Here is a 13,416-nt window from a genome sequence, read left to right as displayed (position 1 = left end):
CATGACCACCTCTGCCGACCACACCCACGGACTGCGGATCCTCGCCGAGGCCCGCCGCCCCGCCCCCGGCCTGGACGGACCGCCGCCACCGCTGCCCGGCTTCGCCGCCTCCGGCTTCAACCCGCTGGTCGCCGACACCGCCGAGCGCTGTCTGCGTGCCCACCACGGCGATCCGCCCGCCCCCGGACGGACCGCCCTGCTGCTCGCCAGCGCGAGCGGCGACCTCGACACCGCGCGGGCCATCGAACGCAGCGCCGAACCCGGACAGCGGACCGGCCCGCTGCTGTTCTTCCAGTCCAACCCGAACGCCGTCCTCGGGCACGTCTCCGCGCGCTGGGGCCTGACCGGCCCCGTCGTGGCGGTTTGCCCGGCCGAGGCCGACCCCGGTCGCGTCCCGGCCGAGGCGTTCGAACTCGCCGCACTGCTGCTCGAGGACGGCGACGCCGACCTGGTGCTGGCCGTGGCCGTCGAGCGGACGCCCGACGGGGACCACCGGGCCGCCGCCGTCCTGCTCGCCGGTCCGGGCACGGAACCCGACCGGGCTGAACCACCCGGGCACCGCCGGCCGTAGGAACCATCGAGGCCCGGCGCCTGACGCAGCCGCACCCGGCACACCAGCGCCCCTCCCGGGCATCGCCTCGCACCCGACACCCGCCGCCCGAGCGGCACACCGCCCCGGCCGCCCGCGCGGCACACCGCCTCGCCGCCCCGCGCGGCCGACCCGCCACCCGATCAGCCGCCCGGGCCGTCCACCGGCCCCGAGGGAGGGACCCACCCCCGTGACCATCCGCAGCCTCCGCACCCAGCTCGCGGACGACCCCGACGTGGGCGCCGGCAACGTCCTGACCGCCCGGATCGCCCTCGGGCTCGACCTGGACGTGCCGCTGCTCAGCTTCGACACCCCGGTGGACGACCACCCCGCCTGGCAGCCGTTCACCCTGCGCGAGCTGGACCGAGCCGTCCGGGCCCGTGCCGCCGCCCTGCACGGCCTGGGCATCACCCGGCGCGACCCGGTGGTGGTGTACGCGAGCGACGCCGCCGACCACGTGCTCGCCTTCCTCGCCCTGGCCCGGCTCGGCGCCGTCCCCGCACTGCTCAACCCCAACCTGGACGGCGAGCGCGCCGCCCGCTACATCGCCCGCCTCGGCGCGGCCGGGGTCCTCGCCGACCCCGCCCACCTGGCCGCGCTGGCCGGCCACCAGACCGGCGCGCCGCTGCTGCCCGAGATCGCCACCCTCGGCACCGGCGACCCGGACGCCGCCCCGGAGCCGTACCGGCACTGGTCCGGGGACCCGGTGGCGATCACCCACTCCTCCGGCACCACCGGGATGCCCAAGGCCGTCGTCCACTCGCACGCGAGCCTGTACGCGGCGATCCGCCACCGGTTGCGGCTGCCCCGCCCGCAGGGCCAGGACCGGATGCTCAGCGCACTGCCCGCCCCGCACGCCGCCACCCTGATCGCCCTCAACCTCGCACTCAGCTCGCACACCGAACTCGCCGTGCTCTCCCGGCAGTCCGGCGACGGCGTGCTGGCGGCCGTCGAGCGATGGCGGCCCACCGGGGTGATCGGTTTCGCCGCCACCTGGGCCGACCTCGCCCGGCACGACCTCGCCGCCCGCGACCTGACCTCCGTCGCGCTCTGGTGGAACACCGGCGACTGCGCCCACGAGGTGCACATCCGCCGCCTCATCGCCACCGGCAGCCGGGAGACCGTCACTCGCGACGGCCGCACCCGGGTGCCCGGCTCGCTGTTCGTGGACGGCCTCGGCTCCACCGAGATGGGCCACTCCCACTTCTTCATCACCCACGGCCCCGGCACCGAGCGCTATGGCCGCTGCGTCGGCCGCCCGCACGCCTTCGTCGACTGCGAGGTGGTCGGCCCCGACGGCGAGCCGCTCGGGCCCGGCGAGGTCGGCGAACTCGCCACCGCCTCGCCCACCCTGGCACTCGGCTACTGGAACGACTCGGCCACCACCTTCCGCACCCGGCTGCGCGGCCGCTTCCTCACCGGGGACCTGATGTACCGGGACGAGGAGGGCTACTACTACCACGTCGACCGGGCCGTCGACTCGGTCGAACTCGCCGACGGCCGACGGCTGTTCACCGCGATGTCGGAGGAGCGCGTACTCGCCGCCTGCCCGGACGTGCTGGACTGCACGGTGGTCGCGGTACGGGACGGCGACCGCGTGGTCACCGACGTGCTGCTGCTCCTCGCCGCGGGCGCCGACGAGGCCGCGGACCGCACCGCGGCGGTCGTCGCCGCCCTGGACGAGGCCGCCGCGGCGACCGTCCGCAAGGTGCTGGTGGTCTCCCCCGACGACATCCCGCTCGGCCCGACCGGCAAGGTCCGCAAGGTCCTGCTGCGGGAGAACCACCTCGCGGCGGTGGGCGCGTGAACGGGCGAAGCGGGCGAACCGTCCGGAGGTGCGCGTTGCGCGAAGCGGCCGCCGAGCGAAGCGAGGTGGGCGCATGACCCCGCGACCCGGCGCCGTCGTCACCGGTATCGGCCTGGTCTCCCCGCTCGGCCGCGAACCCGCCGAGGTGTTCGAGGCGCTGACCGCCGGCCGCTCCGGCCTGCGGGCCGTCCCCGAGGGCCACCCCGCGCACGGCTGGCTGCCCGCCGCCGGGATCGCCCCCGCCGTGGACGGCCGGGAGGTGCTGCCGCCCACCGAGACCCGCTGCGTCGACCGCTTCGTGCTGCTCGCCCTGGCCGCCGCCGACGACGCGCTCGCCGACGCCGGCCTGGCCGTCGGCCGGGACGCCGACCCGCACCGCACCGCCGTGGTGCTGGCCACCGGCGGCGGCGGACTGGAGACCTTCGAGCAGCAGTCGCACCGCCGGCTGGAACGCGGCCGCCCCGGCGTCAGCCCGTACCTGCTGCCCGGGATGCTCTCCAACATGGCGGCCGCCCGGATCGCCATCAAGCACGGCATCCGGGGCTACAGCTCCGCCGTGGTGACGGCCTGCGCGGCCGGCGCCCAGGCGATCGCCGAGGGGCTGCGGCTGATCCGGGCCGGCGACGCCGACGTGGTGGTGTGCGGCGGCACCGAGTCCTCGCTGCACCCGACGATCGCCGCCGCCTTCACCAACGCCCGTACCCTGGCACAGGGTTGGGAGGATCCGGAGCAGGCGAGCCGGCCCTTCGACGCCCGCCGCAACGGCTTCGTGCTGGGCGAGGGCAGCGCCGTCCTCGTACTGGAGCGGGCCGAGCACGCCGAGGCGCGCGGCGCCGCCGGGTACGCGGACGTCCTCGGCTGGGGCGCCTCCACCGACGCCCACCACCCGACCTCGCCGCGCCCGGACGGCACCGGCGCCGCCGACGCGATGCGTGCCGCACTCGCCAACGCGGGCCTGGCCCCGGGCGACATCGACTACGTGAACGCCCACGGCACCGGCACCCGGCTCGGCGACGTGGCCGAGACCGCCGCGCTGCACGCCGTGTTCGGCGCGCGGCCGCCCGTGGTCAGCTCCACCAAGGGCGCCACCGGCCATCTCCTCGGCGCCGCGGGCGCGTTGGAGGCGGTGGTGACCGCGCTGGCGGTGGCGCGGGGGACGCTGCCGCCGACCCTCAACCTGACCGATCCCGACCCGGCCTGCGACCTGGACCACGTCCGGGGAGCCGCCCGGACCGGCCCGGTGCGCGCCGCGCTGAGCAACGCCTTCGCCTTCGGCGGCCACAACCTCAGCCTGGTCCTCGGCCCGGCCTCCACCCGCTCGGCCCGGTAGTCACCGTCCGCTGCCGCCGCCCACCGCCGCGCGGCGGCAGCCCGCCGATCCTCGATCCGCCATCCCTCCGGGGGAGATCCCGTTGTCCATCCAGACCATCACCCATGTCGAGTTCCACTGCGCGGACGCCGACAAGACCGCGGCCGGACTCCAGGCCGACTACGGCTTCACCGCCGACGCCCCGGCCACCGCGCCGGACGGCACCCGCACCGTCGGGCTGCGCCAGGGCACCATCCGGCTGCGGCTGACCTCCGCCACCGACCCGGAGCACCCGGTCGCCGAGTACGTCGCCCGGCACGGCGACGGCGTGGCCGTCCTCGCGCTCGGCTGCACCGACCCGGCGGCCGCGCTGGAGCGGGCCGAACGGCACGGCGCCCGGGTGCTCGACCGGGCCGGCGCGCTGATCGAGGGCTTCGGCGACACCGCCCTGCGCCTGGTGCCGCTGCCCGCCGCCGAGCCCGCACCGGAGACCGCACCCGAGCCCCGGCTGCTGGACGGGCTCGACCACGTCGCCGTCTGCCTGCCGGCCGGCACCCTCGCGGCCACCGTACGGTTCTGCGAGACCGCGCTGGGCTTCCGCACGGTCTTCGAGGAGTACATCGAGGTCGGCGAGCAGGCGATGGACTCCAAGGTGGTGCAGAGCGCCTCCGGCGGCGTCACCTTCACCCTGATCGAGCCCGACCCCACCCGCCGGCCCGGCCAGATCGACGAGTTCCTCGCCGCCCACGGCGGGGCCGGCGTCCAGCACCTCGCCTTCAGAACCCGCGACATCGCCGGCGCCGTCCGAACCGCCCGGAAGCGCGGCGTGGAGTTCCTGACCACCCCCGCCGCCTACTTCGACGCCCTGACCGACCGCCTCGGCGGTCCGGCCATCCCGGTGGGGACCCTGCGCGACCTGCACGTCCTGGTCGACCAGGACCACGGCGGCCGGCTGTTCCAGATCTTCGCCCGCTCCACGCACCCCCGGCGCACCTTCTTCCTCGAACTGATCGAGCGCCAGGGGGCGGGCACCTTCGGCACCGCGAACATCAAGGCCCTCTACGAGGCCGTCGACCGGCACGGCCCCACCGGCGCAGACCGGCCCACCGCCGTCGACCGGCACGGCCCCATCGCCCTCGACCGCCCCACCACCGTCGACCGGCCCGCTCCCGCACATCCGACGGAGGCCCGTCCGATGGCCGCCGCCCCCGCATTCCATCTCACCGAGGCCGAGCGCGCCCTGCTGCCCACCCCCGAGGAGGTGGCGCACTACCGCGAGCACGGCTGGTACCTCTCCCGCAAGCTCCTCGGCGACGAGGAACTGGACACCCTCCAGGCCGCCACCGAGCGGTACTACGCCGGCCACCGCGACCGCGAACTGCCCGTCCGGCCGCCCCGGCTGGCCTCCTGGCGGCCCGGGGACGGGCCGGTCCAGCGGCACAACGACTACGTGCACTTCGAGAGCGACGCGATCGGCGCGATCCTGCGCAAGCCGCTGATCGGCGCGGTGGCCGCGCTGCTCGCCGGCGCCGAGGAGATCCGGATCTTCCAGTCGACGCTCATCTACAAGCCCCCCGTGCCCGAGGAGCCCAGCAACCGGGTGCCCTGGCACTTCGACAAGCACTACTGGCAGACCTGCACCTCGGAGGAGATGCTCACCGCCTTCATCCCGTTCCACGACTGCCGCGAGGAGAACGGCACCATCACCATGGTCGACGGCAGCCACCGCTGGCGGGAGCTGCCCTCGGGCGAGGACTCCACCCGGCACTTCGCCGACCGCGACCGCTCCGAGCTGGAGGGCATCCTGGCCGCCAACGCGGCGCACAACGGGCAGCGGGTGCGGAAGGTCCCGATGCTGATCCCGCGCGGCCACATGTCCTTCCACCACTGCCTGACCTACCACGGCAGTGGCCCCAACCTGGCTTCCCACCCGCGCCGGGCGGTCTCGCTGCACCTCCAGGACGGCGCCAACGAGTACCGCCGGCACGACCGGCCGGACGGCGAGCCGGTGGTGTACAACCACGACGTGCTGGTGCGCCGCACGGACGACGGCCGCCCGGACTACGCCGACCCGCGGTTCTGCCCGACGGTCTGGCGGGGACGGCCGTGACCGCTCCCGCGCACACGGCCGACGGGCACGCGGTGCCGCCCGGCGGCCCTGGTCCCGCCCCGCTGGACACCCCGGCCGAGCGCTACCGGATGCTGCGGCTGATCCGGGGCTTCGAGGAGCTGGCGCTCGGCCTGGTGAAGTCCGGCGCGGTCCCCGGCGGCATCCACCCGTACATCGGGCAGGAGGCCGTCGCGGTCGGCGTGTGCTCGGCGCTCGGCCCGGGCGACCGGCTCACCAGCACCCACCGCGGCCACGGCCACGTGCTCGCCCGGGGCACCGCGCCGCACCGGCTGCTCGCCGAGCTCCTGGGACGGGTCGGCGGGTCGAACGGCGGCCGGGGCGGCTCCATGCACGCCGCCGACTTCTCGCTCGGCATCCTGGGCGCCAACGGCATGGTCGGCGCCGGCGCCCCGATCGCGGTCGGCGCCGCGTGGGCGGCCCGGGCCGCCTCGGCCGCCCCACCACTCGAACGGGCGGCGCCCGACCGGGTGACCGCCGCCGGTTCCGCCGCCGACCCCGCGCCGGTCGGCCGGACCGCGGTCGCGGTGGCCTTCTTCGGCGACGGAGCGCTCAACCAGGGCGTCCTGCTGGAGTCGCTCAACCTCGCCGCGATGTGGCGGCTGCCGGTGCTGTTCGTCTGCGAGGACAACGGCTACGCCACCACCCTGCCCGCCGCCACCGCCGTCGCGGGCAGTGCCGCCGGCCGGGCCGCCGCCTTCGGCATCCCCGCCGAGGAGGTCGACGGCATGGACACCGAAGCCGTCCGCGCCGCCGCGCTGCGCGCCGTCGAGCGGGCCCGGAACGGCCGCGGCCCCGGCTTCCTCAACTGCCGCACCTACCGCTACGAGGGCCACCACACCATGGAGCGCCGGATGAAGCTGCGCTACCGCTCCGCCGAGGAGGTCGGGGCGTGGCGCGAGCGCGACCCGCTCCCCCGCGCCGCCGCCCTGCTCGACCCGGCCACGGTCGCCGACCTGGACCGTTCGGTGGCCGAACAGCTCGCCGCCGCCGAGGAGTTCGCGCTCGCCTCGGCGCACCCGGACCCGGCCGGCGCGCTGGACCACCTGTACGCCGACGGGCTGCGGCCCAGGGCGGGAGTGACCTCGTGACCAGGCTCTCGTACACCAAGGCGCTCAACCGGGCGCTGGCCGACGAACTCGCCGCCGATCCGGCGGTCTGCGTCTTCGGCGAGGACATCGGCGCCGGCCTGGCCGGGCCGACCCTCGGCCTGCTGGACCGCTTCGGGCCGGAGCGGATCGTCGACACCCCGCTGTCCGAGCAGGCCTTCACCTCGATGGCGGTCGGCGCCGCCCTGGCCGGCCGGCGCCCGGTGCTGGAGTTCCAGATCCCGTCCCTGCTGTTCCTGGTCTTCGAGCAACTCGTCAACCAGGCCCACAAGTTCTCGCTGATGACCGGCGGCCAGGCCGCCGTCCCGCTGACCTGTCTGGTGCCCGGCTCGGGCTCCCGGGACGGCTGGGCCGGGCAGCACTCCGACCACCCGTACAGCCTGTTCGCGCACGCCGGGGTGAAGACCGTGGTGCCCGCCACCCCGACCGACGCCTACGGGCTGCTGCGCTCGGCGGTCCGCGACCCGGACCCGGTCGTGGTGTTCGCGCCGGCCGCCGCGATGCCGGTGCGCGAGACCGTCACCTGGGACCTCGCCCCCGTCCCGCTCGGCCGGGCCCGGATCCACCGGCCGGGCACCGACGTCACCGTGGTCGCCCTCGGGCACCTGGTGCACGACGCCCTCGCGGTGGCCGAGGAGCTGGCGCCGGACCTCTCGGTGGAGGTCCTCGACCCGCGCACGGTGTACCCCTTCGACTGGCAGGCGCTCGCCGACTCGCTGGAGCGCACCGGACGCCTGGTCGTCCTGGACGACTCCAACCGCAGTTGCGGCTTCGGCGCCGAGGTGCTGGCCACCGCCGCCGAGGAGATGCGCCTGACCGCCCCGCCCCGCCGGATCACCCGCCCGGACGGCGCCGTACTGCCGTTCGCCCCCGCCCTCGACCGCGCCGTCCAGCCCGGCCGCGAGCAGCTGCGGCACGCGCTGGACCTCGTGATGAAGCACCGCTGACCGCACGGATTCACGCCCCCGCAGGCCCCCCATGTTCCCATGACCCGACCGAGGAGTCGCATTGTCCACGAACCGCTACCACTGGGACCGCTCGCACCCCGGGCTGACCAGCCTCCAGCAGGCCGTCGACCCGCTGCGCCGCGAGGTGGTCGAGCACTCGGTGTACCGCGCACTCACCGGCATCGAGCGCGTCCGCACCTTCCTCGGCAGCCACGTCTTCGCCGTCTGGGACTTCATGTCGCTGCTCAAGAGCCTCCAGCGCGACCTCACCTGCGTCGACGTGCCGTGGGTCCCGAACGGCCCGACCGCCAGCCGCCGGCTGATCAACGAGATCGTGCTGGTCGAGGAGAGCGACGAGCTCGGCGAGGGCTACACCAGCCACTTCGAGCTCTACCTGGAGGGCATGCGGCAGGCCGGGGCCGACCCGCGCCCGATCGAGGACTTCCTGGCCCTGCTGGGCTCCGGCACCGCCGTGCCGGACGCCCTGAAGCGCGCCGGAGTGCCGCAGCCCGCCCTGGACTTCACCTCCACCACCTGGTCGATCGTGGAGAACGCGCCGGTGCACGGCCGGGCCGCCGCCTTCGCCTTCGGCCGTGAGGACCTGATCCCGGACATGTTCACCCAGGTCGTCCGGATCGACGACCCCGAGGGCTCGCTCACCGTCTTCAAGGACTACCTGGCCCGCCACATCGAGGTGGACGGCGAGCAGCACACCCCGATGGCGATGCAGATGCTGATCGACCTGTGCGGCGACGACCAGGCCAAGTGGGACTCCTGCGCCGAGACGGTCCGCAGCGCACTGCGCGCCCGGCTCCAGCTGTGGAGCGCGATCGAGCGTTCCTTCTGACACCCGCGACGGTACGGTCGCGCGGCGGCCGCTCCCGGCGACCACGGCGTCCGTGGCCGCCGGGAGCGGCTCAGATCACCTTGGGCAGGACGGCCTCCGAGGCGGGCGGCCGGTCCTCGGCCCGCCGGAAGCGGTGCAGTGCCGCCCGGCCCTGCGCCCCGCGCACCCGGGCGGCGAGCCGGGCCGGCAGCACCACGGTGGCCAGCCGGCCCTCGCCCCGGAACCCCTCGACCGTCCAACTGACCCAGGGGATCGGGTAGTTGGCGGCCGGACTGAAGAACACCGGGCGCCGGCTCTGGAAGCTCACCGCATAGGCGCCGAAGCCGCTCCAGTTGGAGAAGCTGAACCGGCGCGCGCCCGGGTCGAAGCCCAGCGGCACGCAGTCGCCCAGCCGTGAGCGGCCGAGGGTGGCCAGGAACCACAGGTTGGCGCGGAGGTTGAGGTGCGCGGCCGGAAACTCCTCGACCGCCGTGCGCAGCGCGTCGGCCAGTACCGCCGGGCCGTCCGCGGGGCGGTACGGCAGATGGACCTCGCTCAGCAGGTTGCCCACCAGTGCGGGCGACAGGCCCAGCCAGCGGCGCGCGTTGACCGGCACGGTCAGCATCCGCTCGGCGTCGTCACCGTCCAACTCCCGTAGCGTGCCGACGAGATGGGCACAGAGCACGTCCCCGGCGGAGAGCGGCCGACCAGCCGCGGCACCGAACTCCTCGCGCATCCGGGACACTTCGGCGTCGGTGAAGGCGATCTGGACGATCCGGTTGGCGCGCGGGCCGACCGCCACCTCGTGGGCCAGCAGCTCCGCCTCCGCCGCCGAGGGCACCCGGAACCCGGGCCGCCCGCAGTCCTCGGCCGGGAGCACTTCGTTCAGCAACTCGTCCTGGTCGTCGACCAGTTCGGCCTCCGGCAGGGGCTCACCCTCGACCGCCGCGGACCAGCTCCGCAGCAGCAGCATGAAGCTGTGCAGATCGCCGACCGCGTGGTGCCAGGAGCAGCCGAGCACCGTCCCGCCGTCGGCCGTGCGGGTCATCCGCACGGTGAGCAGCGGGACGCCGCCGTGGCGCGCGGCGGGGGCGTCCAGCGGGGCGACCAGTCCGGAGCCGGGCGCCGTCACCCGGCCCATCGCCTCGGCGAGCGTGCCCTCCACGGTGTAGACCTCGAACGGCACGCCGGTGTCGTCGCAGACCGCCTCCAGGACGCCCTCGACGGTGCGCAGCCGTCCGGCGAAGACCGGCACCCGTTCCAACGCGCGGGCCAGGCCGGCGGCGAGCCGCTCGTCGTCCAGCGGGTGCTCGAAGCAGAGCACGACCGAGACGGCGAGGTCGGCGAGCATGGTGTCCATCAGCCCGCAGCGCAGCACCCGGTCGGTGGCGCGTCGGGCCCGGACGGTCCGGGACCGTCGCAACTGCGGCCAGATGCTCATGGTTTCCGTTCCGAAGCAGTCGACGACCTCCGGCGCCGCGCGATCCGCGGGCACGCCGAACGATAGTGGCGTACGGAGGCAGTGGTCCAGTCCAATCCCGCACTCCGGTACGGCCTTCCGAGCGCCGCGCCGGCAGCGGCGGCGATAGAATGCCGAGCATGGGAGAGCGCCCCGGCGCACCCTCCGCGCCGCCCCTCGTACTGGTCACCGACACCGACTCGCAGCTGATCGACCCGGCCCGGGCCTACCGCCTCGGCCGCGACCCGACCAGCGAGATCGTGCTGGACGACCCCCGGGTCTCCTGGCACCACGCGATCCTGCGCGCCACCGACGGGCACTGGCGGGTGGAGGACGTCGGCAGCACCAACGGCACCTACGACCACGGGCTGCGGGTCAGCAGCGAGGACGTCGGTCCGGGCACCCGGCTGCGCTTCGGCGATCCGGCCGCCGGCCCCTGCGTGACCTTCGCCGACCCGGCCGATCCGGCGCCCGCGCCCGCCTCCGCCTCCTCGGCCTCCGCCCTCGACGGCGCCGCGGATCCCGTGCTCGCGGCGCGGGAGCGCCCGTCCCTGGTCGCCCCCCAGCTCTCCGGCACCTTCCGCAGCCCGAGCGCCGTCCTGCAGCTGCCCGGGCACACCGTACGGATCGGCCGCTCGCCCGACAACGACCTGGTCCTGGACGACCTGGTGGTCTCCCGGCACCACGCCGAGCTGCGCGAACTGCCCGACGGCGGCCACGAGATCGTCGACCTGGACAGCCACAACGGCACCTACCTCAACGGCCGCCCGGTCCGCCGGGCCCCGGTCGGCCCGGCCGACATCGTCGGCATCGGCCACTCCGCGCTCTGCCTGGCCGACGGCCGACTGGTCGAGTACACCGACACCGGCGAGATCTCCCTGGACGTCCGCAACCTGGTGGTCCGGGTCGGCCCCGACCACCGGGTGCTGCTGGACGACGTCGGCTTCCCGCTCGCCGAGAAGGCGCTGCTCGCGGTGGCCGGCCCCAGCGGCGCCGGCAAGTCCACGCTGCTCAACGCCCTCACCGGGCTGCGCCCCGCCGACGAGGGCACGGTGCTGTACGACGGCCGCGACCTCTACCGCGACTACGCCGAGCTGCGCCGCCGGATCGGCCTGGTGCCGCAGGACGACATCCTGCACACCCAGCTCACCGTCCGCCGCGCCCTGTCCTACGCCGCCGAGCTGCGCTTCCCGGGCGACACCGATCCGCAGGAGCGGGAGGCCCGGGTCCTGGAGGTGATCCACGAGCTGGGCCTGGACGCCCGGGCCGACCAGGTGATCGCCAGCCTCTCCGGTGGCCAGCGCAAGCGGGTCAGCGTCGCGCTGGAGCTGCTCACCAAGCCGTCCCTGCTCTTCCTCGACGAGCCGACCTCCGGCCTGGACCCGGGCATGGAGCGCTCGGTGATGCGGATGCTGCGCGGGCTGGCCGACGACGGCCGGACGGTGGTCGTGGTGACCCACAGCGTGCTCAGCCTGAACGTCTGCGACCGGCTGCTGGTGCTGGCCCCGGGCGGGCGGACGGCGTTCTACGGGCCGCCCGGCGAGGCGCTGGAGTTCTTCGGCTTCGAGGAGTGGCCGGAGGCCTTCGAGGCCTTCGAGAACGAGGACCACGCGGCCTGGCAGGATCGGTTCCGGCAGTCCCCGCAGTACGCGCGCTACGTCGCGGCCGACGACGGGGCGGCGCCGCACCGGGCCCCGCAGCCGGCCCCGCAGCCGGTCCCGCAGCCGTACGCGTCCCAGCCTGAGCCGGTCGCGCCCGCGATCGGCCGGGAGAAGCCGCAGAGCTGGTTCTCCCAACTGGGCACCCTGGTGCGCCGGTACACCTCCGTGCTGGCCGCCGACCGGCTCTTCCTGACCATCATGGTGGTGCTGCCCTTCGTGATCGGCCTGATGTGCCGGGCGATGGCCGGCTCCCGGCTCTCCCCCGAGAACGCCGTGAACTGCCTGCTCACGCTCTGCATCGGCGGGCTGCTCACCGGATCCGCCAACTCGGTGCGCGAACTGGTCAAGGAACGCGCGATCTACCAACGGGAGCGGGTGGTCGGGCTCTCCAGATCGGCCTACCTGGTCTCCAAGGTGGTGGTGCTGGGCACGGTCACGGTGGCCCAGGCCGTCGTCCTGACCGTGGTCGGCCTGGCCGGGGTGGACCTGTCCTTCGCGGTGCCGACCGGCGTGGTGATGCCGCAGCTGCCCGAGCTGATCATCGCGGTCGCGCTGCTCGCCTTCTCGGCGATGATGCTCGGCCTGGTGGTCTCGGCGCTGGTGGACAAGGAGGAGGCCACCATGCCGCTGCTGGTGCTCCTCTCGGTGGTGCAGATCGTCTTCAGCGGTCTGATGCTCAAGCTGCACGGCGTCCCGGGGCTGGAGCAGTTCGCCTGGCTGATCCCGTCCCGCTGGGGCCTGTCGGCGATGGCGCGCACCGTCGAGCTGCACGGCATCTTCCCGAACGCGATCACCGCCGACCCGATGTTCCGCCACCAGCGCTCCGGCTGGCTGCTGAGCATGGTGCTGCTGCCCGCGCTGTCGCTGCTGTACGGCCTGGTGATGCTGGCCCTGCTGCGGCGGCACGAGCCCAGCATCATGCGGCGGTGACCCGCCCATGGACGAGTTCGCCTTCCGCCCCACCCATGTCGCCCCGCCGGACGGGCTGGCCTCCTGGGAGGCACCGGACCCGGGCCGGCCCGCCACCCGCCTCGACCCGCTGCTGCCGCTGCGGCTGCTCGACCGCCGGGGCGACTGGGCCCGGATCCTCTGCTCCAACGGCTGGACCGCCTGGGTGGACGGCCGGCTGCTGGTCGCCCTGCCGCAGACACCGCCCACCGCCGGGGCCCCGCCCGCGCGGACCGCCGACCCGCGCCCGGCGCTCGCCGAGGCCGGGGGCGCACTCGCCCGCTACCGCGCCCTGCTGGAGGACCTCGCCACCGGCGCCCTCGACCTGGAGGCCTTCCGGGAGCGCACCCGCGGCCTGCGGATCGGCCTGGTGGTCGACGGCGAGGCGGTCTGGCTGTTCGATCCGGTGCACGACCGCTGGTGCTACGGCGACGGGCTCCAGCTCCAGACGTACGCGGCCACCGACCACCCGGTGGCGCCCGCCTCCCCGCGGACCGGCCCGCCGCCCGTGCACAGCCCGTCCGCCCCCACCCGGACCGGTGAGCCGTGACCTCCGCCGACCGGCCGTCCGCCGAGGGACCCACCGCCGGAAGGCCTGCCGTCGACCCGTCCACCGCAGGGCGGGACGCCCCC

General features: G+C 75.2%; 10 protein-coding genes. 9 read left to right on the top strand and 1 reads right to left on the bottom strand.

The annotated features are described in order from the left end of the window. The first annotated feature begins 1 nt into the window (after position 1). The 7 genes from ACZ5GH_RS33205 (at position 2) to ACZ5GH_RS33175 (ending at position 8,736) form a co-directional block, all read left to right on the top strand. Positions 2-571 (top strand): beta-ketoacyl synthase N-terminal-like domain-containing protein, encoded by a 570-nt coding sequence (locus ACZ5GH_RS33205; protein WP_387753406.1) that lies wholly within the window; start codon positions 2-4, stop codon positions 569-571. A 208-nt stretch (positions 572-779) separates the two neighbouring features. Beyond that, positions 780-2,396, top strand: a complete 1,617-nt coding sequence (locus ACZ5GH_RS33200; protein WP_464336138.1) for a class I adenylate-forming enzyme family protein — start codon at positions 780-782, stop codon at positions 2,394-2,396. A gap of 73 nt (positions 2,397-2,469) precedes the next feature. After that, complete coding sequence (locus ACZ5GH_RS33195; RefSeq protein ID WP_464336137.1) at positions 2,470-3,726, top strand: beta-ketoacyl-[acyl-carrier-protein] synthase family protein; 1,257 nt, start codon at positions 2,470-2,472, stop codon at positions 3,724-3,726. Between the two features lie 82 nt (positions 3,727-3,808). Then, positions 3,809-5,815: a 4-hydroxyphenylpyruvate dioxygenase gene (gene hppD, locus ACZ5GH_RS33190; protein WP_464336136.1), complete on the top strand. Its 2,007-nt coding sequence runs from the start codon at positions 3,809-3,811 to the stop codon at positions 5,813-5,815. Next, on the top strand, positions 5,812-6,924 hold the full coding sequence (locus ACZ5GH_RS33185) for a thiamine pyrophosphate-dependent dehydrogenase E1 component subunit alpha (protein ID WP_387753415.1): 1,113 nt from the start codon (positions 5,812-5,814) through the stop codon (positions 6,922-6,924). Before hppD ends, ACZ5GH_RS33185 begins: the two co-directional genes overlap by 4 nt. Beyond that, positions 6,921-7,889, top strand: a complete 969-nt coding sequence (locus ACZ5GH_RS33180) for an alpha-ketoacid dehydrogenase subunit beta (RefSeq protein WP_464336135.1) — start codon at positions 6,921-6,923, stop codon at positions 7,887-7,889. The genes ACZ5GH_RS33185 and ACZ5GH_RS33180 overlap by 4 nt, the downstream gene beginning before the upstream one ends. A 61-nt stretch (positions 7,890-7,950) precedes the next feature. Then, positions 7,951-8,736 carry a DUF3050 domain-containing protein gene (locus ACZ5GH_RS33175; protein WP_464336134.1) on the top strand — a complete coding sequence of 262 codons (786 nt, stop codon included), beginning with the start codon at positions 7,951-7,953 and terminating at the stop codon, positions 8,734-8,736. 70 nt (positions 8,737-8,806) lie between these two features. Here ACZ5GH_RS33175 and ACZ5GH_RS33170 read toward each other — a convergent pair whose 3' ends face one another. Then, positions 8,807-10,156, bottom strand: a complete 1,350-nt coding sequence (locus ACZ5GH_RS33170; protein WP_464336133.1) for an acyltransferase — start codon at positions 10,154-10,156, stop codon at positions 8,807-8,809. Between the two features lie 158 nt (positions 10,157-10,314). Between ACZ5GH_RS33170 and ACZ5GH_RS33165 the strand changes: the two genes are divergently transcribed. After that, positions 10,315-12,765, top strand: coding sequence for an ABC transporter ATP-binding protein/permease (locus ACZ5GH_RS33165; protein ID WP_464336132.1), 2,451 nt, complete (start codon positions 10,315-10,317; stop codon positions 12,763-12,765). Positions 12,766-12,772: 7 nt separating this feature from the next. Next, a complete protein-coding gene (locus ACZ5GH_RS33160) occupies positions 12,773-13,333 on the top strand; it encodes a hypothetical protein (RefSeq protein ID WP_387753429.1) in 561 nt (186 codons plus the stop codon). The last annotated feature ends 83 nt before the right edge of the window (positions 13,334-13,416 follow it).

The organism is Kitasatospora sp. Xyl93, assembly GCF_055383135.1.
Note: the sequence above shows the minus strand (reverse complement) of the source record. Positions and strands in the feature narration are given on the sequence as shown.